The 18,677-nt window shown below is 70.1% G+C and carries 18 protein-coding genes; 7 read left to right on the forward strand and 11 right to left on the reverse strand.

All coding sequences use genetic code 11. From position 1 onward, the window contains the following. Positions 1-211 precede the first annotated feature (211 nt). The 5 genes from GXP76_RS18545 to GXP76_RS18565 all read right to left on the reverse strand — a co-directional run bounded on the left by GXP76_RS18545 (position 212) and on the right by GXP76_RS18565 (position 4,357). Positions 212-991 (reverse strand): succinate dehydrogenase iron-sulfur subunit, encoded by a 780-nt coding sequence (locus tag GXP76_RS18545; protein WP_242572663.1) that lies wholly within the window; start codon positions 989-991, stop codon positions 212-214. Further along, the gene (sdhA, locus tag GXP76_RS18550) at positions 991-2,745 is read right to left on the reverse strand and encodes a succinate dehydrogenase flavoprotein subunit (RefSeq protein WP_242572664.1); all 1,755 of its coding nucleotides are present in this window, start codon (positions 2,743-2,745) and stop codon (positions 991-993) included. The genes GXP76_RS18545 and sdhA overlap by 1 nt, the downstream gene beginning before the upstream one ends. Before the next feature lie 20 nt (positions 2,746-2,765). After that, a complete protein-coding gene (locus tag GXP76_RS18555) occupies positions 2,766-3,257 on the reverse strand; it encodes a succinate dehydrogenase hydrophobic membrane anchor subunit (RefSeq protein WP_242572665.1) in 492 nt (163 codons plus the stop codon). Positions 3,258-3,261: 4 nt separating this feature from the next. Continuing rightward, a complete protein-coding gene (gene sdhC, locus GXP76_RS18560) occupies positions 3,262-3,642 on the reverse strand; it encodes a succinate dehydrogenase, cytochrome b556 subunit (RefSeq protein WP_147874228.1) in 381 nt (126 codons plus the stop codon). Between the two features lie 169 nt (positions 3,643-3,811). Beyond that, positions 3,812-4,357 carry a 2-oxo-4-hydroxy-4-carboxy-5-ureidoimidazoline decarboxylase gene (locus tag GXP76_RS18565; protein ID WP_374361588.1) on the reverse strand — a complete coding sequence of 182 codons (546 nt, stop codon included), beginning with the start codon at positions 4,355-4,357 and terminating at the stop codon, positions 3,812-3,814. A gap of 228 nt (positions 4,358-4,585) precedes the next feature. Between GXP76_RS18565 and GXP76_RS18570 the strand changes: the two genes are divergently transcribed. The 4 genes from GXP76_RS18570 to GXP76_RS18585 all read left to right on the forward strand — a co-directional run bounded on the left by GXP76_RS18570 (position 4,586) and on the right by GXP76_RS18585 (position 9,574). Continuing rightward, the gene (locus tag GXP76_RS18570; protein ID WP_242572666.1) at positions 4,586-6,226 is read left to right on the forward strand and encodes a family 20 glycosylhydrolase; all 1,641 of its coding nucleotides are present in this window, start codon (positions 4,586-4,588) and stop codon (positions 6,224-6,226) included. Positions 6,227-6,396: 170 nt separating this feature from the next. Then, positions 6,397-7,020: a hypothetical protein gene (locus GXP76_RS18575; protein ID WP_242572667.1), complete on the forward strand. Its 624-nt coding sequence runs from the start codon at positions 6,397-6,399 to the stop codon at positions 7,018-7,020. 359 nt (positions 7,021-7,379) lie between these two features. After that, positions 7,380-8,111 (forward strand): RNA polymerase sigma factor, encoded by a 732-nt coding sequence (locus GXP76_RS18580; RefSeq protein ID WP_242572682.1) that lies wholly within the window; start codon positions 7,380-7,382, stop codon positions 8,109-8,111. Next, positions 8,111-9,574: a hypothetical protein gene (locus GXP76_RS18585; protein WP_242572668.1), complete on the forward strand. Its 1,464-nt coding sequence runs from the start codon at positions 8,111-8,113 to the stop codon at positions 9,572-9,574. The genes GXP76_RS18580 and GXP76_RS18585 overlap by 1 nt, the downstream gene beginning before the upstream one ends. On the opposite strand, the gene GXP76_RS18590 is transcribed toward GXP76_RS18585, so the two are convergent. Beyond that, positions 9,495-10,436 carry a L,D-transpeptidase family protein gene (locus GXP76_RS18590; RefSeq protein WP_277993542.1) on the reverse strand — a complete coding sequence of 314 codons (942 nt, stop codon included), beginning with the start codon at positions 10,434-10,436 and terminating at the stop codon, positions 9,495-9,497. The genes GXP76_RS18585 and GXP76_RS18590 overlap by 80 nt on opposite strands. Positions 10,437-10,859: 423 nt before the next feature. Between GXP76_RS18590 and GXP76_RS18595 the strand changes: the two genes are divergently transcribed. After that, positions 10,860-12,470 carry a methylmalonyl-CoA mutase gene (locus GXP76_RS18595; protein WP_242572669.1) on the forward strand — a complete coding sequence of 537 codons (1,611 nt, stop codon included), beginning with the start codon at positions 10,860-10,862 and terminating at the stop codon, positions 12,468-12,470. 69 nt (positions 12,471-12,539) lie between these two features. On the opposite strand, the gene GXP76_RS18600 is transcribed toward GXP76_RS18595, so the two are convergent. The 4 genes from GXP76_RS18600 to GXP76_RS18615 all read right to left on the reverse strand — a co-directional run bounded on the left by GXP76_RS18600 (position 12,540) and on the right by GXP76_RS18615 (position 15,976). Beyond that, entirely contained in the window at positions 12,540-13,487 is a 948-nt protein-coding gene (locus GXP76_RS18600; protein ID WP_242572670.1) for an MIP/aquaporin family protein, read from the reverse strand. Positions 13,488-13,846: 359 nt separating this feature from the next. Next, the gene (locus GXP76_RS18605; protein WP_242572671.1) at positions 13,847-14,737 is read right to left on the reverse strand and encodes a hypothetical protein; all 891 of its coding nucleotides are present in this window, start codon (positions 14,735-14,737) and stop codon (positions 13,847-13,849) included. Positions 14,738-14,849: 112 nt separating this feature from the next. Beyond that, a complete protein-coding gene (locus GXP76_RS18610) occupies positions 14,850-15,308 on the reverse strand; it encodes a DUF5707 domain-containing protein (protein WP_242572672.1) in 459 nt (152 codons plus the stop codon). A 257-nt stretch (positions 15,309-15,565) separates the two neighbouring features. Further along, positions 15,566-15,976: an ATP-binding protein gene (locus GXP76_RS18615; protein WP_242572673.1), complete on the reverse strand. Its 411-nt coding sequence runs from the start codon at positions 15,974-15,976 to the stop codon at positions 15,566-15,568. 122 nt (positions 15,977-16,098) lie between these two features. On the opposite strand from GXP76_RS18615, the gene GXP76_RS18620 reads away from it, so the two are divergent. Together GXP76_RS18620 and GXP76_RS18625 are read left to right on the forward strand one after the other, a co-directional pair. Continuing rightward, on the forward strand, positions 16,099-16,920 hold the full coding sequence (locus GXP76_RS18620; RefSeq protein ID WP_242572684.1) for a helix-turn-helix transcriptional regulator: 822 nt from the start codon (positions 16,099-16,101) through the stop codon (positions 16,918-16,920). Continuing rightward, entirely contained in the window at positions 16,907-17,107 is a 201-nt protein-coding gene (locus GXP76_RS18625) for a DUF397 domain-containing protein (RefSeq protein WP_242572674.1), read from the forward strand. Before GXP76_RS18620 ends, GXP76_RS18625 begins: the two co-directional genes overlap by 14 nt. Before the next feature lie 525 nt (positions 17,108-17,632). On the opposite strand, the gene GXP76_RS18635 is transcribed toward GXP76_RS18625, so the two are convergent. Beyond that, complete coding sequence (locus tag GXP76_RS18635; RefSeq protein WP_374361581.1) at positions 17,633-18,547, reverse strand: virginiamycin B lyase; 915 nt, start codon at positions 18,545-18,547, stop codon at positions 17,633-17,635. Between the last annotated feature and the right edge of the window lie 130 nt (positions 18,548-18,677).

An 18,677-nucleotide genomic window follows, 5' to 3' on the forward strand; every position in this document is an offset into this window, starting at 1 on the left:
ATCCGGGCTGGGTGGGGCCCCATCCGTAGGCCCCGTCCCCCTCCGGATTCGGGTTCGGATTCGGCTGGCTCATGTCTCCCCGCTTCCCCTGCTACTTGTCTGACCGAATCCTGGCACAGAAAGGGCCCGCCCCGTACGGGCCGTTACGGCTTTGTACGGAAACGGGCCCTCGCCCTTCACGCGGGGCGCCCCGCGCTCGGAAACGCCGCGCTCAGAAACGCCGGGTGATCAGCGCGCGCTTCACTTCCTGGATCGCCTTGGTGACCTCGATACCGCGCGGACAGGCGTCCGTGCAGTTGAACGTCGTGCGGCAACGCCACACGCCGTCCTTGTCGTTGAGGATCTCCAGGCGCTGCTCGCCCGCCTCGTCACGCGAGTCGAAGATGAACCGGTGCGCGTTGACGATCGCCGCCGGGCCGAAGTACTGCCCGTCGTTCCAGAACACCGGGCACGACGACGTGCACGCCGCGCACAGGATGCACTTCGTCGTGTCGTCGAACCGCTCGCGGTCCTCCGCCGACTGAAGGCGCTCGCGCGTCGGCTCGTTGCCGCTGGTGACCAGGAACGGCATCACGTCGCGGTACGCCTGGAAGAACGGGTCCATGTCCACGATCAGGTCCTTGAGGACCGTGAGGCCCTTTATGGCCTCGACCGTGATCGGCTTCGCGGCGCCCGTCTTCTTGTCGAACGACGTGATGTCCTTGATCAGCGTCTTGCACGCGAGCCGGTTCTTGCCGTTGATCCGCATCGCGTCCGAGCCGCAGATCCCGTGCGCGCAGGAGCGCCGGAAGGTCAGCGAGCCGTCGATGTCCCACTTGATCTTGTGGAGGGCGTCGAGCACCCGCTCCTTGGGGTCGATCTCGATCGAGAAGTCCTCCCAGCGGGACTCGTCCGAGACCTCCGGGTTGAAGCGGCGGATCCGCATCGTGACCGTGATGTACGGCGACGCCGCGGACTCGTCCTCGACCTTGTCCAGTAGGGGAGTTGCCATCAGTACTTACGCTCCATCGGCTGGTAGCGGGTCTGGACGACCGGCTTGTAGTCGAGACGGATGGACTCCGTGCCGTCGTCGCCGACCTCGCGGTACGCCATGGTGTGGCGCATGAAGTTCACGTCGTCCCGGTTGGGGAAGTCCTCGCGGTAGTGACCGCCGCGCGACTCCTTGCGGGCGAGCGCCGACACGGCCATCACCTCGGCCAGGTCGAGCAGGTTGCCCAGTTCGACGGCCTCCAGCAGATCCGTGTTGAAGCGCCTGCCCTTGTCCTGGATGGACACGTTCAGATAGCGCTCGCGCAGCTCGCCGATCTTCTCGACGGCCGTCAGAATCGTCTGCTCGGTGCGGAAGACCATGACGTTGGCGTCCATGGTCTCCTGGAGTTCGCGGCGGATGTCCGCCACGCGCTCGTCGCCGGTCGACTCGCGCAGCCGCTGGATCTGCGTCTCGACCAGTTCGGCCGGGTTCTCCGGGAGTTCGACGTGGTCGTGCTTGGCCGCGTACTCGGCGGCGGCGATCCCGGAGCGCTTGCCGAAGACGTTGATGTCGAGCAGCGAGTTGGTGCCGAGCCGGTTGGCGCCGTGCACGGACACGCACGCGACCTCGCCGGCCGCGTACAGACCGGGCACGACCGTCGTGTTGTCGCGCAGCACCTCACCCGCGACGTTGGTCGGGATGCCGCCCATCGCGTAGTGCGCGGTGGGCTGGATCGGGATCGGGTCCGTGTACGGCTCGATGCCCAGGTACGTACGGGCGAACTCGGTGATGTCCGGGAGCTTGGCGTCCAGTTGCTCCGGCGGCAGGTGCGTCAGGTCGAGATAGACGTGGTCGCCCTCGGGACCGCAGCCGCGGCCCTCGCGGATCTCGGTGTAGATCGACCGCGAGACGACGTCACGCGAGGCGAGGTCCTTCATGACGGGCGCGTATTTCTCCATGAAGCGCTCGCCGTCCTTGTTACGGAGGATGCCGCCCTCACCGCGGGCGCCCTCCGTGAGGAGGATGCCCATGCGCCAGATGCCCGTGGGGTGGAACTGGAAGAACTCCATGTCCTCCAGCGGCAGTCCGCGCCGGTAGCAGGCCGCCTGGCCGTCACCGGTGAGCGTGTGCGCGTTGGACGTGACCTTGAAGAACTTGCCGGTGCCGCCGGACGCGTAGATGACCGACTTCGCCTGGAAGACATGGATCTCGCCGGTGGCCAGCTCGTACGCGACCACACCCGCCGACGTCTTGACGCCGTCGACCTCCACGATCAGCTGGTCGAGGACGTAGAACTCGTTGAAGAACTCCACGCCTTCCTTGACACAGTTCTGGTAGAGCGTCTGGAGGATCATGTGGCCGGTGCGGTCGGCCGCGTAGCAGGACCGGCGGACCGGTGCCTCGCCGTGGTTGCGGGAGTGGCCGCCGAAGCGGCGCTGGTCGATGGTGCCGCCCGGCGTCCTGTTGAACGGCAGACCCATCTTCTCCAGGTCCAGGACCGCGTCGATGGCCTCCTTCGCCAGGATCTCGGCGGCGTCCTGGTCGACCAGGTAGTCGCCGCCCTTGATCGTGTCGAAGGTGTGCCACTCCCAGTTGTCCTCCTCCACGTTGGCGAGCGCGGCGGCCATGCCGCCCTGCGCGGCGCCCGTGTGGGACCTGGTGGGATACAGCTTGGTCAGCACGGCGGTGCGGCTGCGCTTGGTCGACTCGATGGCCGCGCGCATACCGGCGCCGCCGGCGCCGACGATGACGGTGTCGTACTTATGGATCTTCATTGCTCTCGTCAGCCCCGGCCTTAGCGGATGTTCGGGTCGAAGGTGAAAATCACCAGCGTGCCCAGAAGGACGGTGAACACCGTGGCGGTGTACAGCAGACCCTTGAGCCACAGGCGCGTGTTGGCACGCTCCGCGTAGTCGTTGATGATCGTGCGCATGCCGTTGGCACCGTGCAGCATCGCCAGCCACAGCATCAGCAGATCCCAGGCCTGCCAGAACGGGGACGCCCAGCGGCCGGCCACGAAGGCGAAGCCGATCTTGGTGACGCCGCCGTCCAGCACGAGCTGGATGAGCAGGTGGCCGATGACCAGGACGACGAGGACGACGCCGGACAGGCGCATGAACAGCCAGGCGGCCATCTCGAAGTTGCCGCGCGTCGCCTTGGGCGTCTTCGAGGTGCGCTTGCGCGGCGGCTCGATGAGCGGCGCCGGGTTGTCGGCGTCGTAGACGCCCACGCTCTCGACGGGACTGATCGCGGCGGTGGAACCGGTCGCGGTGGTGTCTGCGGACATCGGGTCAGTTCCCCCAGAGTTCGCGAGCGGCGTGACCGAGGACGGGGTAGACGGCGCCCAGCATGAGGACCAGCCAGACACCCACGACGCTCCAGAGCATCTGCTTCTGGTAGCGCGGGCCCTTGGACCAGAAGTCCACGGCGATGACGCGCAGACCGTTGAGAGCGTGGAAGAGGACGGCGGCCACGAGGCCGTACTCCATCAGGCCGACGAGAGGCGTCTTGTAGGTCGATACGACGTCGTCGTAGGCCTCGGGGGAGACGCGGACGAGTGCGGTGTCCACCACATGGACGAACAGGAAGAAGAAGATGGTGACGCCGGTGACTCGATGAGCCACCCATGACCACATTCCTTCCCGGCCGCGGTACAGCGTTCCTGCCGGCACGGAAAAGCCCTCCGGGAGCGGTGATAGGGGCCGGCCGCCATCTTCTACTCGATGAAGCACAGTGGTGTCGGTCGCGCCCGGCCGGGTACGGTCCACCGGCCCTGGCCATCGTAGCGACGCTTTGTCGGTTCGATCGCCCGGGGGCCCATCGGTGTGATCAAACAGGCAGTCAAACAGCCACGGACGGGCTATCCGGACGGCCGGAGTCGCTGGATTCCTGCGAAACACGGGGTGCGGGCGGTCCGTCGGCCACCAGGCGCGCGACGCGGGAGCGGGCGAGGCGGCGCAGTTCGTCGGCGGCGACGGCGCGCTCCTCGTCCGGGTCGTGGGTGAGCCTCTCCTGGATCCTGGTCAGCACCTGGTCCAGGCGCTCCTCGGGACGGAGGTGGTCGAGGCTGATGACGAAGGCGTGGCCGAAGCTGCTCTCGTACGCCGCGTGCGCGGCCCGCAGCGCGGTCCTGGCGGCGAGCGGCGCCGCGTGGTGCGGGTCGGCCGACGACTCGTCGGCGAGCGCCCCGGTGAGATCCGTCCGGGACAGGTCGTAGCTCGCCTCGTCGGCGGCGGCGAGGAGCGCGTCGACGGTCGGATACGGGCGGTGGTCGGTGAGCCGCCGGGCCCAGCGGCGGTTACCGCAGCAGGCCAGCAGCGCGTGCTCGACGGTGTCGGCCGGGGCGGTGTTGAAGCGCGCCAGGCCGGCGGGGGAATCGCTGGACAGCGTGGGCTCCTGGCGGGAGAGGTCGGCGTGAGCCGTCCGTGGTGGCGGAAGTGAGGGGAGATAAGGGCGGGACGGATGTTTCGCAACGCTATCGACGGCGGGTGACGCGTGCCCGACAGATGCGCGAATTTCACCCGGACGGGACGCCCTCGGCTCGCGCGATGGACGGGGGCATGGGACGTTCGCCCTACTTCCTTACCGCTGTCTCGACGCAAGGGATGATCACGCATGAAGTGGAACTCCCCAGCGATACTCGTCGGCGGCGCCGCGACAGTGGCGGCGGCCGTCACCCTCACGGTGGTGGTCTGGCCCGACGCCACCCCGGCCGACCGCAGCGCACCGGCGGGATCGACCACCGCACCGGACGCCCCCAGGTCACAGGCGTCGTCGGCCCGGTCCGACACCCGTCCGGCCGCACCGACCCCCTCGGGCAGCGGCGCGCTGTCGAAGGCACCGAACGTCGTGCCTTCGGTACGGCAGTTCGAGGCGGCCCGCGGCCCCGGCTGGCGCCCCTCCGGCGACAGCGCCGTCGTGATCGCGAAGGACAGCGGGAAGCTCGCCGACGAGGGCCAATTGCTCGCCGAGGAGCTGAAGATCGACTACCGGGGCGCCGTGGCCGCCGGGGCCGGTGACATCGAGCTGGCCCTGGAGTCGGGGAAGCAGGCGGGCCCCGAGTCGTACACCCTCACCACGCGCGACGGGCGTGTCCGGGTCGCCGGGCCCGACGAGGCCGGGGTCTTCTACGGCACCCGCACGATCAAGCAGTCGCTGCGCGCGGACGGGGCGATACCCGAGGGCGTCGTACAGGACCGGCCCGACCGCCCGCAGCGCGGGCTCAACCTGGACATCGCGCGCAAGTACTACACCGCCGGCTGGATCGAGGACCGGCTGCGCGAGATGGCCGACCTCAAACTCAACCAGTTCGGCCTGCACTTCTCCGACGACCAGGGCTTCCGTATCGCCTCCGACACGCATCCCGAGGTCGTCTCCCAGCAGCACCTCACCAAGGCCGAGGTGCAGAGGATCGTCGCGCTCGCCGGGCGGCTGCACATCGACATCATCCCCGAGATCGACTCACCGGGACATCTGGGCGCCGTGATGGCACCCCACCCCGGGCTGCAGCTGCGGGACGTGAACGGCAGGCCCACCCGAGGTGCCATCGACATCTCGCAGCCCGCCGCCGCGAAGATCGTGGACGATCTGCTGCGCGAGTACGACACCCTCTTCCCGGGGCCGTACTGGCACATCGGCGCCGACGAGTACCAGGCGCTCGTGGTCAGCGACCCCGAGGCGTCGTTCCCGCAACTGGCCGCCGCCGCACGGAAGAAGTACGGCGCCGACGCCAAGGTCCAGGACCTGGCGACCGGTTGGATGAACGACCGCGCCGCCGTGGTCCGGCCCGAGAAGAAGGAGATCCAGGCCTGGAACGACGGCTTCTTCGCCGGCGGTGTCGTCAAGGCCGACAAGGACCTCCAGGTCGACTACTGGACCGGCAAGGAGATCGGCACGCGGCCCCCGCTGGACTATCTGCGCGAGGGCCGGAACGTGGTGAACCTCAACGACGAGTTCCTGTACTACGTACTCGGCCAGCCGAACGACTTCGTGTACCCGACCGGCCAACGGATCTACGAGCAGTGGACCCCGTTCGTACTGCGCGGCACGACGCCGGTGCCCCAGAAGTACTCGAAGCAGATCCTCGGCGCGCGGTTCGCGGTGTGGGGCGACATCGCCAACGCGCAGACACCGGCCCAGGTGGCCGCCGGGATTCAACTGCCCCTGGCGGCCATGTCGCAGAAGGTGTGGAACCCGGTGAAACCGGGCCTCACCTGGGCCGAGTTCAAGGCGCTGGCCGTCAAGGTGAGCGGGTGAGGGCGGCCGCCGCGCGCGAACGGCTTGATCAACGCGGTCCGTCATTCGGGACATAGCAGGTTCCGTGTGGTCTTCCTCGCGTACCGAACCGCAAGTCTGAGCCATCAGTGACGTATTTCAGCCGCCGGGCGCTGTAATGAGCAGTATTCTGCCCGCGACGGGAGACGTGAATGAGCCTGGTGGAACTGATTGTTCAGGCGGATGAGCGGGGCCTCGCCGCGAGCGGCGTCGCCTGCCTCGACCGCTGCCTGCCCCTGCTCGCCGACGAAGGCGAGGTGCTGCGCCCCCTCTGGTCCGGCATCGCCGACGGGCAGGAGACCTGGGCCCCGCGGCTCGCGGTGGCCAGGGAGGCGATGGAGGCCGCCGTCGTCACCGACGAAACGGCCGTCCTCGTAAGGAAGATGCTCGCCGCCGCACCCTCCGAGTGGGCGGCGGAGCCGTTGCGCGGCTGGTCCGACAGCTGCTCCGTCGTGGCGCTGGAGATCCACCAGCAGTTCGACGTGGTGGGGGACAGGGTCATCGGCGCTCCCGGCACCGTCGAGAGCGGCGCGTACAGCGGCTGGGTGGAGCGCTGCCGTACGGGAGTGGCCGCCGGACCCGGCGGCGAGCCCGGCGTCGGCCCGTTCGTCGCCGGGCCGCTGGTCTCCGGTGAACTGCGCCGCCAGATCCAGATCCTGGAAATCCTGGCCGAAACGGCCGGCGCGGCGGGTCTGCGTCAGGCGCTGGATCTTTCGACGGAGGGCCGGCGCGTGCTGCGGGCCGTCGTCTCGCGCCGGGCCAGAGCCCGCAACTGAGACACGGAGCCCTGCCCCACGCTGCTCTCACGGCTCGACTCGCGCCCCGGGGGCCGGCCGTCGCGCTGCGCGAAAGCAGGCGAACGGGCAGGTCGCGGAGGTGCGCGCAAGGGGTGGAGAGGACGACCGGGGCCGCCACCCCCCACAGGAGAGGCCCCGGTCGTCGTCCGGCGGGGACGCTTCGCGGCCCCGTACTCATGTCAGCGCCAGGAGAGCGATTTCTGTCACACCGAGGCCGGAAGGCAGGTTGTTGCCGGTTGTACAAAATATGGACTTGGGCATCCGAGAGGCCGTAGCGTGCAGGAGCGCGTGGGGGCGCGCGGCAGTGACCAGCTGCGATTCAGGACGGGTTGAGTGGAGTGCTGGGGGACGACGCGGAGCTCACCGCCGCGGTGCTCGCGGCACAGGACGGGAACGAGAACGCGTTCCGGACTGTGTACCGCGCGGTGCACCCGCGGTTGTTGGCCTACATACGAACACTCGTCGGCGAGCCTGATGCCGAGGACGTGGCTTCAGAGGCATGGCTCCAGATAGCCAGAGACCTCGAACGCTTCAGTGGCGACGCCGACCGCTTCCGTGGCTGGACCGCGCGGATAGCGCGGAACCGCGCCCTCGACCACATACGGATGCGCGGCAGGCGCCCGGCGTCCGGCAGTGACGAGACGGAGCTGGCGGGCAGGGCCGCCGATTCGGACACGGCCGACGAGGCGATGGAGGCCCTGTCCACCGGTACGACGATGGCGCTGATCGCCCAACTGCCGCAGGACCAGGCCGAGGCCGTCATGCTGCGGGTGGTGGTCGGCCTCGACGCGAAGAGCGCGGCGCGCACGCTCGGCAAGCGGCCCGGCGCCGTCCGGACGGCGGCGCACCGCGGGCTCAAGCGGCTGGCCGAACTGCTCGGCGCTGAACCGGAGGACCCGGCGTACCGTGAGGACCCGGCGGGTCCGGACAGTGCCGACCGCACCGCGCACGGCGGCGCGGCGAACGGCCTGGAGCTGCGATCCGTACCGCCTCAGCGCGGTCGTCACCAGGGAGCTCCCGAGCCCGCCGGTGTGACGCATTCGCCGCCGGGGACGCAGAAGGACATGTGATGGCGCACGAGCGTGAGACGTGGCTCGACCACGGCGTCGCGGAGCTTCTGCTGCGCGGCCGGCAGGTCGAGATCGCCGACATGCACGCCCAGGCGCAGGCCGACCGGCTCGCCAGGGTGCTGGAGGAAATCGCCTGCGCCGCGTACGCGGGCCGGGCCGCCGACGAGAACGCGGCCGCGGGCGCCGGCGCCGATGCCGGCGCGCGTTCCGCCGCGACCCCGGGTGAACTGCCCGGTGAGGCCGCCGCGCTCGCCGCGTACCGGCAGGCTGTCGGGACGGCGGGCCGAACCGTTTCGGCGGGCCGGGACTCCGGTGCGGACGCCGGCGCCGACGGCATCGCGACCGTACGGCTCGGGTCCGAGCGCCGCGGGGAACGGATCCCGCGCTTCGGACGTCCGCTGCGGCTGGGACTGGCCGCCGCCATGGCCGGCTGCGCGCTGAGCGGTGTGGCCGCCGGAGCCGGATACCTGTACGCGCCGTCCGCCGGTGAGTCTCCCGCGCAGCCGACGAACTCCGTCTCGGGCGCCGTGACACCGGACCCCCTGGCCTCCGAATCGCCGAGCGACAGCAGCCCCCCGGCGAGCCCGGACGGTCTGCCGGGCAGTACGGGCGTGGGCTCGATCATGCCCGGCGCCACCGGCTCCGGCACCGCGAAGGACACCTCCGACGGTCCGGGGCACCGGCGCGGCGGCGAGAAGGGCCAGGCGTCCCCGGGCAGCGGCTGGAAGAACGGCGACGGCGAGAAGTGGTACGCCAAGCTCGTCCAGGCGTGTCACGAGTACCGCGACGGCACGATCGCCCCCGGGAAGAAGAAGTTCCTGGAAGGCGCCGCCAAGGGACCGCACGGTGTCACCCGCTTCTGCGACCAGTTGCTGAGCGACGGCCCGGACGACGACGGCCACAACGAAGGCGCTCCCGGCAACGGCGTCGTCGGTGGCGTCGGTGGCGTCGTCGGTGGCAACGGTCCGCAGATCGGCGGACCCTCCGAGGGCGGCCCCTCCCACGGTGGGGGAGCCGGCGGCGGACACGGTGGCATCGGCGGAAACGGTGGCATCGGCGGTGGCGGGACCGGCGGGTCCGGGGCGCCGCCGACCGGATGGCCTGGCGGCGACTACGGCGAGACCATCGGGATGCCCCCGTCCCCGTCCGACGCCGGTGACGCCGGCGGCGCGAACGTGCCGCCCCTGCTCCCGGCGCTGCCCGGCGGTGGCGCGGACACGGACCCGGGAACGGACAGCGGTCCCCCCGCCGGAACGGACCCGGACACGGGCACCGATGACGGCGGATCGACCGCGCCGACGCCCGCGCCTCTCACTCCCTGCCCTCACGCCCGGTGGCCCGGTGCCTCACTCTGGCCGGAAAGCGCGGCTTCCGCAGGGCCCGTCACCAGTAGACGACGACCTTGTCGCCGGTCCGCACCTGGTCGAACAGCGAGGCGATCTTCTTCTTGTCGCGTACGTTGACGCATCCGTGCGAGGCCCCGCTGTAGCCGTTGGCCGCGAAGTCCGCCGAGTAGTGCACCGCCTGGCCGCCGCTGAAGAACATCGCGTACGGCATCGGGGTGTCGTACAGCGTCGAGACATGGTCCCGGGACTTCCAGCCCACCTTGAACACGCCCTCGCGGGTGGGTGTGTACTGCGAGCCGAACCGGACGTCCATCGTCGACTTCACCTTGCCGTCGATCATCCACGACAGCGACCGGCTGGTCTTGCTGATGCACAGCACCCGGCCCGTCATGCACCGCTCGTCCGGCTTCGGCGGCGGGGGCTTCTCGACGGCCGGCGGGCGCAGCTGGGCGGCGGTCGGCTTCTTCGTCATCCCGAGCAGGCGCTGCCAGGTGACGGTGTCGGTCGTGCCGGTGCGCGGCAGGCCGCGCTTGGCCTGGAAGGAGGAGACGGCGTCGGCCGTGACCGTGCCGTAGTAGCCCGTGGGGGTGCGGTTGAAGTGGGCGATCTGGCGAAGTCTGGCCTGGAGTTCACGTACCTGGTCGCCCTCGGCGCCGCTCGCCAGAACGATCTCCGGCTTCGGCGGCGCGGGCTTCTCGGCCGCGGTCTCCGACGGCGTCGGAGACGGTGTGGCGGACGGCGTGGCCGGCGGCTTCGACGCGGCGGCCGGGCTGTCCGAGGGGGTGCGCGACGCGGGCCCGGCCGGCTCGATCCGGACTCCGGTGCCGTTGCCCTGCTTGTCCTCCGCGCCGCCCGCCGGGTCCGTCACCCCTTGCGCCGAACAGCCCGCGGTGACCGCGAGCACGGCACCGGTGGCGAGTGCGACGCGGAGCGCGGAGGTGCGCGTCCGTGTGCGCGGCCGCGTTGATGATCTGGGCAACTTCGTCCCCCTGTCTGCCACTGAGCTGTCCGATGGCGAGTATGGCGAGTATGGCGAATAGTTGTTGAGTCGAGCGGTCGTGCCGAGCTGTCGTACGGGACCGTGCAGTCGGCACGCATCTCCTGAGACATCTCAGGACCCGTTCCGGTTGCCCGGACGAGCGAGTCTTCGCGTAAAAACTTCCGGGCAGCGGAATTTCACCCCGGAGGCGCCGAAAGGAAAGCCCGTCCCGACCGACGACCCTTCCTGACGGACGCCGTCCCGCGCAACCACGCATAACCGGATAGCCGAAACCGGAAGCGGGCCGCCGAATCCCCGCCGGAAGCGGGCCCGACACTCCGGAAGGCTCATATCGCCGCGCCGGCGGCGACCGCATGATGGACGCGACGACAACCCTGAGCAGCAGCGACGGAGGCGGAGCGGATGGTGCACGAGCCCGGCGAAGAGGGAGCGGCACGGCGGACGGAGAGCGGTGTGCCGATCGATCCGGTCTACGGCCCCGAGGCGCTGGCCGGCTGGGACCCGGCCGAGCGGCTCGGCGATCCGGGCTCGTACCCGTACACGCGCGGCGTGTACCCGTCGATGTACACCGGCCGGCCGTGGACCATGCGCCAGTACGCGGGCTTCGGCACCGCCGTCGAGTCCAACGCCCGCTACCGGCGGCTGATCGCCCACGGCACCACCGGCCTCTCCGTCGCCTTCGACCTGCCCACCCAGATGGGCCACGACAGCGACGCGCCGATCGCGAGCGGCGAGGTCGGCAAGGTCGGGGTCGCGATCGACTCCCTGGACGACATGCGGATCCTCTTCGACGGGATCCCGCTGGACCAGGTCTCCACGTCGATGACGATCAACGCACCGGCCGCGCTCCTGCTGCTGCTCTACCAACTGGTCGCCGAGGAGCAGGGCGTACCGGCCGCGGCGCTCACCGGCACCGTGCAGAACGACGTGCTCAAGGAGTACATCGCCCGCGGCACCTACATTTTCCCGCCGAAGCCCTCACTGCGGCTCATCGCGGACATTTTCCAATACTGCCGCACGGAGATTCCCCGCTGGAACACGATCTCGATCTCGGGCTATCACATGGCCGAGGCGGGAGCGACACCCGCGCAGGAGATCGCCTTCACGCTGGCGGACGGTATCGAATACGTCCGTACGGCCGTCGCCGCCGGAATGGACGTGGACGACTTCGCGCCCCGGCTCTCCTTCTTCTTCGTCGCGCGTACGACGATTCTCGAAGAAGTGGCCAAATTCCGTGCCGCGCGCCGCATTTGGGCCAGGGTGATGCGCGAGGAATTCGGCGCGCGCAATCCCAAGTCCCTGATGCTCCGCTTCCACACCCAGACGGCGGGTGTGCAGCTGACGGCGCAGCAGCCCGAGGTCAACCTCGTACGGGTGGCGGTGCAGGGGCTGGCCGCCGTCCTCGGCGGCACGCAGTCGCTCCACACGAACTCCTTCGACGAGGCCATCGCGCTGCCGACGGAGAAGTCGGCGCGCCTCGCGCTGCGTACGCAGCAGGTGCTCGCCTACGAGACCGACGTCACCGCGACCGTCGACCCGTTCGCCGGTTCGTACGCCGTGGAGCGGATGACGGACGACGTGGAGGAGGCGGCGCTCGCCCTGATGGCCCGCGTCGAGGACCTGGGCGGTGCCGTCGAGGCCATCGAACGCGGCTTCCAGAAGGGCGAGATCGAGCGCAGCGCGTACGCCGTCGCGCGCGAGACGGACAGCGGGGAGCGCGTCGTGGTCGGCGTCAACCGCTACCGGCTCGACGAGGAGGAACCGTACGAGCCACTGCGCGTGGACCCGGCGATCGAGGCCCGGCAGGCGGCCCGGCTGGCGGCGCTGCGCGCGGAGCGCGACCAGGGGGAGGTGGACGCGGCGCTGGCGGAGCTGCGGCGGGCGGCGGAGGGGGAGAGGGACAACGTGCTGTATCCGATGAAGCGGGCGCTCAAGGCGCGGGCGACGGTGGGGGAGGTGTGCGACGCGCTGCGGGAGGTGTGGGGCGCGTACGTGCCCACTGACGCGTTCTGAGAACGCCGACGGGCGGGTACGGACGGAAGACTCCCGTCCGTACCCGCCCGATCGGCGTGGCTCGCTCCTCTAGGGCTCGTCCGTGCCCTTCTCGGGCCGTGTGTCGCCCACCTCCTGGGGTTTGGCCAGCTGGGCCCTGATGTGCAGGACGTCCCCGATGAACAGGTCGTACAGCAGTACCCCGATCACTCCGCCGATGAGCGGCCCGACGATGGGGATCCACCAGTAGGCGCTGAACGCCCCGGACAGGGAGCCCGGCATCGCCAGATCCCCCCAGCCGGCGGCCCAGGTGAGCAGGCGCGGGCCGAGGTCACGGGCCGGGTTGATGGCGTAGCCCGCGTTCGCCCCGTAGGACATGCCGATCGCCGCGACGGCGAACCCGATGATCAGCGGACCGAGGTTGGCCTTCACGGCCGTGTTGCGCAGGTCGACGACGGCGACGATGAACATCACCAGGAACGCGGTGCCGACGATCTGGTCGAGCAGCGGTCCCCAGATGCCGCCGTTGAAGTACGGCGCCGGGAACGTGCCGAAGATGGAGAACGACGCGAGCGTGTGACCGTTGGTCTTCGGGCCCTTCATCGCGGCGTCGAACGCGTTGATGGCGTCGCCGTACACCCAGTAGACGAGCGCGGCGCCGACGAACGCCCCGGCGAGCTGCGACCCCATGTAGGGCAGGACCTTCGCCCAGGCGAACTTGCGGCGTACCGCGAAGGCCAGGGTGACGGCCGGGTTGATGTGCGCTCCGCTGACGCCGCCGGCGACGTACACACCGAAGACCACGGCCATCGCCCAGCCCCAGGTGATGAGCAGCCAGTCACCCGAGCTGATGAAGAAGGTGGTGGGTCCCGCGGTGCGGCCCGATCCGGGCAGGGCCGCGACGGCCATCGCCACGACACCGGTACCGAAGGCGATGAGTACGAACGTGCCGAGGAACTCCGCCAGGCACTCGCCTCCGAGAGTTGCCCGTTGCCTGAAATTCGAGGGCTTGATCAGGGGTGGAATCTCTACGGCCATGGGTCCTCTTAGGCTGTCGTCCGGTGCGCCGAAACGCGGCTGGGTCCCCTCCCCGCGATCGCACCTTAATGTCAGCCGACCGGGTGGGCCCGGCAGCGACGCGCCACCCGACCACGAGTGCCGCGACGACCTCATTCGGACGCACCAAGCCCGGCGCCCGCCGCACCGCCTCCACCCCTCACCTGAGGGAACGACGGCTAGGGGGTGTCTTGCCGATCTTGCCGGGCTCGCGGTCCCTGGCACGCACGTTCGCCGCGTTGTCGTCGGTCGGCATGGCTCCGCCATGCCTCCCTCCTCCGCCTTGCGATCGCACGCACCAGACCCCGCTCCCTGATCCGGCCTGATCGACAAGACACCCCCTAGGCCGCGCCCTTCAGACGGCGCAGGATCGTCATCAGCTCGTCCGGCGGGACGATCGAGAAGCTCTTCGCCGCGTCGTCGATCCGCGTCAGACAGGTGATCTCGCCCTTGTGCCACCAGTAGATCCGGGGGGAGAGCGGTCCCGGGTTGTCCCGGTAGGCGCCCAGGCCGAAGGCGGCCAGGTCGTTGATCGCCTCGACCGCGTACCCGTCCTCCAGCGGGTGGAAGACCAGGAAGTGGCGGCTGGGCGCGGTGAACAGGGCCCCGTCGCCGGGGAGTTCGCGGCCCGTGAGCGTGCGTGCGAGATCGCCGAGGACCAGGGCCTTGCTCGCGACGAACATCGACCCGCCCGTCACCAGGTGCACGGTCGCGCCGCTGTCCGTCCGCACCACGTCGTGGTCGACGGGCTCGCCGACCAGGCGGGCGCGCCCGGCGGAGCGCAGCTCCTCAAGACCCGCGCGGGCGACGTCCCGGTCGTCGAGCAGCCGCAGGGAGTCGGGCAGGTCCAGCGCGAGCGCTTCGAGCAGCCCGGTCGCCACCGGCCGGGTGTAGCTGAACGACGCGGCCGCCTCCGCCGGGACGGCGTCGTCCGGCACGAGCCGCAGATACACGCTCCGGAGTACGGACTCGGCGTCGGCGCCCGCCGAACGTGTCCCGTTGTCGAGGGCGTCGAAGTGGTGCTCCACGAGCCGGGGCCAGGCTTCCGGCTCGGCGCGGCGGCACAGCTCCGCGAGGTTGTACAGCGCCCGGGTGCCCTGGTCCGCGTGGACGGTGTCGCCGCTCACGGTCACGGTGTCGCCCCGCCGGGCGTGGTGCAGGCGCACCAACTCGCGCAGGTGGTCGGCCTGTTCGGCGGTGAGCGCGGGCAGGTGGGCGTCGAAGGAGTTCATCGGACGAGTCTATTGACGGAGCGTGGCCGTGCCGGTCCCGGGCGAACCCGCACGGCACCGGCGAGACCCGGGGCACAGATCACGTACGCGGGCGTGGACCGGCGGGTGCCCGTCAGAAGTCGAGCGTGACGGTCGCGGCCTCGGGGACGAACTTCTTCCCGCCGTCCCGTCCCGTGAGCAGCGCGGCGACCGTCCACTCGCCCTTCCCCGTCTCCGCCAGCTCCCGCTCCGTGACCCGCAGCGAGTAGGCGCAGGTGGACTTCTCGTCGTCCACGCGCTCGCAGTCGGCCTTCTCGGCGTACTCCATCTCCTCGGCCGTCGGATCGAGGCCCGAGGCGTTCGGCCAGGCCAGCACCTTGAGGTTCTTGACGCCCGAGTCGTCGGCCACGTCCGCGGCGAAGGTGAACACGCCCTCGCCGCCGCCGGGCGCCACCACGAAACGGGCCGAGGCGTTGTCCACGACCGGCTTGGCGGGCGCGGTGGCGGACGCGATACCGGCGACGGCGACGGCGCCGGCGGCCACGGCACCGACGAGGGACGTGAGGGCGACACGCTTGGAGATCCTGGACATGAGAAATCCTCCTGAGGACATCGGTGGGGTTCGGGTCATGGGGCGTGGGACCGGGTCTTCGGCTCGCTCCGCGCCGTGTCTCAAAGCTAGGTCCGCGAGGTCCGGCGAACGTCGGGCCACGGGATGACCGACGTGTCCAACCAGAGATAGAGCCGGGGCGCCCTCCGTCGTCCGGGATGAACCCGATTTCAGCTGCCGTGGTCTCGCGTAGGGCTTTCAGATGCGCGCCGCTGCTGTCCACGACCGGGCGGTGCGGCTCAGTGATGGAGGGACAGCTCCGCCCAGACGGCTTTCCCGGGCCCGTTACGGTCCTTGACTCCCCAGCTGTCCGCGAGCGCGGCCACGAGTGTGAGCCCTCTGCCGCCCGGCGCCTCCAGGTCCGGTTCGCGGATCTCGGGCCAGTCGGACGACGTGTCGTGCACCTCGATGCGGAGCGTGTCGGAGAGCCGCAGGTACCAGGTCTCGATCTCCCGGCCCGGCGACACCCGGGCGTGCCGCCCCGCGTTGGTCAGCAGCTCCGACAGCACGAGTACGGCCGCCTCTTCGAGCGGCGCGAGCCCCCACCCCGCGAGGGCCTTCCTCAGCTCCCACCGGGCGAGCCCTACGCAGCGCGGGTGCCGGCTCCAGCGCAGCACCACGGAATCCCCGTGGGCCGAGTTCATCAACATGGGAAGCCACCTCCAAAGTTGCTCTCTGTGACATTTCACTTACAGAGTGGGGTGGTGGGCGCTACCGTGGAAGGGGTTCGATCTTGACAAAGCGCAGTTCAAGGACGGGAGTTGATCGCGTGATGGAGCAACGCGTGCCGCGCAGTCCCCGGGAGAAGTACGGGGAGGAGCTGAAGCTGCGGCGTATCGCGGCGGGCATGACGCAGGAGGCTGTGGCCCGGGAGATGATGTGCTCCCCGACGCTGATCAGCCACTACGAGGCGGGGCGACGGCTGCCGAGCCCGCCGGACGCGAAGCGGCTGGACAAGGTGCTGGGGACGGACGGGTTCTTTGAGCGGTGGCTGGAGGACTTGGACTCGAAGTTCGCCCATCACTTCGTCGCTGCGGCGGAGTTGGAGAAGCAGGCGGCCGAGATCCGTCAGTACGGGCTGACGCTCGTGCCCGGCCTCTTGCAGACCGACGACTATGCGCGGGCGCTGTTCCGGGCGTACGACCCGAACTACCGGACAGACGACATTGACCGGCGGGTGGTCAACCGCATGGAACGGGCTCAGATCCTTGAGGGCCCCTCAGGCCCCGTACTGTGGACACTGCTGGACGAAGCCGTACTCCGACGGCGAGTCGGAGGAGCCATCGCGATGGCTGCGCAGTTGCGCAAGATCGCGGACATGGCAGAGGCGGGGCGCCTGCGGTTGCATGTAGTGCCCTTTGGAGCCGGGGAGCACGCCCTGATGGAGAGCCTGCTCACCCTGATGAGCTTCAAGGATGCCGCACCCGTGGCGTACGTCGAGGGTTTGTACACCGGGAACTTGATGGACGATCCGGCCCTGGTGAGCAACTGTCGAACGGCCTACGATCTGGCGTTGGGCGATGCGTTGTCGCACGGGAAATCACTGGCCCTGGTGCGGGCTGTAGCGGAGGAACACGAAAATGGTGAGCAGTGAGCGCTTCACGGGGTGGCGCAAGTCGAGCTACAGCGGTGGCGGCAACGGCGAGTGCCTTGAGGTAGCCGACGGCCACCCCGTCGTCCCTGTCCGGGACTCCAAGCTCACGCACGGCCCCGCTCTCGTGTTCCCCGCCACCGGCTGGTCGTCGTTCGTCTCGGCGGTCAAGGCCGGGACGCTTGCATAGCGCGAGGCTGGAAGTCCCGTCCGTCGCGACGAAGTTGTAGACCTCGTCCTCGAACGGGCCGTGGAACTCGCCCTTGCCGTCGCTCAGGTAGTGGTGATGCAGGTCCAGCCGCTCCAGGTGGGTCAGCGTTCCCAGGGCCAGGCTGAGTGACCGCAGGCGGGCAACCACGGGAGCGGTCGCGACCAACTCGGCGATCTCGTCCTGGATCGCGCTGTTCTCCACGCCCAGGTGCCGCAGCGCGGGCAGTTGCTCGCCGCTGAGGATCGGCGCGAGATCGAATCCGTCGGCTGTGTCGTTCTCTCCGTCGTCGACGCCGAGCCACAGGTCCAGGTGTTCCAGCGCCGGCATGTCGCCGGCCGCCACCGCCCGCGCGACATCGGACGGCAGGCCGCAGGACTCGAACCGCAGGGTCTTGAGCGTGTCATGCCGATGCCAGGCCGACGCCTGGGGGACCGTACGGGCGCCCGCTCTGTCCGGATCGAGATCCACCAGGGGCAGGCCGTGGTGGGACTTCGAAGACAGGTTCTAGTCGCCCACTCGCGCCACCGCGCCCGTCTCCAGCGCCACCCACAGCGCCCCGTCCGGGCCCACCGTGATGCCGTGCGGCTCCGAGGACGGCGACGGCAGGTCGTACAGCGTGATCCCGCCCTCCCCGGTGATACGGCCGACGCGGCCCGTGGCCCACTCCGTGAACCAGCAGTCACCCGCGCCCGTGGCGACGATCGCGTGGGGCTTGGCCGCCCGGTCCGGCAGGGGGAACTCCGTCACCTCGCCCGTCACGGAGATCCGGCCGACCTGACCCGCGACGATCTCGACGAACCACAGCGCCTCGCCGTCGGACGTGATCCCGACAGGGCCGGCGCCCGGTGTCGGCAGGGCGTGCAGGGTGACGTCCCCGTCGACGGTGACGCGGCCGACGGCGTTCGCCTGGTTGAGGGTGAACCAGAGCGCGCCGTCCGGGCCCGCCGTGATCGCGGAGGGGTAGCCGCCCTCGACCGGCAGCGGGAACTCGGTGATCCCGCCGTCGACCGTGACGCGGCCGACACGGTCGGTGTTCATCGCGGTGAACCAGAGCGCGCCGTCGGGGCCGGGCGTGATGCCGTACGGGCCGCTTCCGGGCGTCGGTACGTCGAACGACTCGCTCTCCCCGGTGACGGTGACGCGGCCGACGGCGTTCGCCTGGTTGAGCGTGAACCACAGGGCTCCGTCCGGGCCCGGCGTGATCACCATCGGGCGGGCGGCCGACGGGTCCGGGGCGTCCACCCCGTACAGGGCCACCTCCCCGTCCGGGCCGAGGCGGGCGATCTCACCGCTGTGTACGAGCGTCACCCACAGCGCGCCGTCCGGGCCTGCCGTGATGCCGTACGGACCTGACTCGGCGCCTGTCAAGGTGAACTCACGAACGGCGGTGGGGGCGGATGCGGCGTCACGACGAGACACGGGGCAGTCCTTCCAGAACGACTACGGGCGGCGGGGCCCGGCCCCGCACCCTCCCCACCACCGCACCTTCGCCGCAACCATTTTTCGGGCTCCCGGCGTTCCATCCGCCGACGCGGTCAGTTCACCTTCC

It is taken from the genome of Streptomyces sp. NP-1717 (genome assembly GCF_022695985.1).
GTDB lineage: Bacteria > Actinomycetota > Actinomycetes > Streptomycetales > Streptomycetaceae > Streptomyces.

What these genes read in the sequence shown, in the direction of transcription:
- GXP76_RS18545 (WP_242572663.1), bottom strand. Translation starts at nt 991, where the DNA reads ATGGCAACTCCCCTACTGGACAAGGTCGAGGACGAGTCCGCGGCGTCG.
- sdhA (WP_242572664.1), bottom strand. Translation starts at nt 2,745, where the DNA reads ATGAAGATCCATAAGTACGACACCGTCATCGTCGGCGCCGGCGGCGCC.
- GXP76_RS18555 (WP_242572665.1), bottom strand. Translation starts at nt 3,257, where the DNA reads ATGTCCGCAGACACCACCGCGACCGGTTCCACCGCCGCGATCAGTCCC.
- GXP76_RS18570 (WP_242572666.1), top strand. Translation starts at nt 4,586, where the DNA reads ATGAAGTGGAACTCCCCAGCGATACTCGTCGGCGGCGCCGCGACAGTG.
- GXP76_RS18575 (WP_242572667.1), top strand. Translation starts at nt 6,397, where the DNA reads ATGAGCCTGGTGGAACTGATTGTTCAGGCGGATGAGCGGGGCCTCGCC.
- GXP76_RS18585 (WP_242572668.1), top strand. Translation starts at nt 8,111, where the DNA reads ATGGCGCACGAGCGTGAGACGTGGCTCGACCACGGCGTCGCGGAGCTT.
- GXP76_RS18595 (WP_242572669.1), top strand. Translation starts at nt 10,860, where the DNA reads ATGGTGCACGAGCCCGGCGAAGAGGGAGCGGCACGGCGGACGGAGAGC.
- GXP76_RS18600 (WP_242572670.1), bottom strand. Translation starts at nt 13,487, where the DNA reads ATGGCCGTAGAGATTCCACCCCTGATCAAGCCCTCGAATTTCAGGCAA.
- GXP76_RS18605 (WP_242572671.1), bottom strand. Translation starts at nt 14,737, where the DNA reads ATGAACTCCTTCGACGCCCACCTGCCCGCGCTCACCGCCGAACAGGCC.
- GXP76_RS18610 (WP_242572672.1), bottom strand. Translation starts at nt 15,308, where the DNA reads ATGTCCAGGATCTCCAAGCGTGTCGCCCTCACGTCCCTCGTCGGTGCC.
- GXP76_RS18615 (WP_242572673.1), bottom strand. Translation starts at nt 15,976, where the DNA reads ATGTTGATGAACTCGGCCCACGGGGATTCCGTGGTGCTGCGCTGGAGC.
- GXP76_RS18620 (WP_242572684.1), top strand. Translation starts at nt 16,099, where the DNA reads ATGGAGCAACGCGTGCCGCGCAGTCCCCGGGAGAAGTACGGGGAGGAG.
- GXP76_RS18625 (WP_242572674.1), top strand. Translation starts at nt 16,907, where the DNA reads ATGGTGAGCAGTGAGCGCTTCACGGGGTGGCGCAAGTCGAGCTACAGC.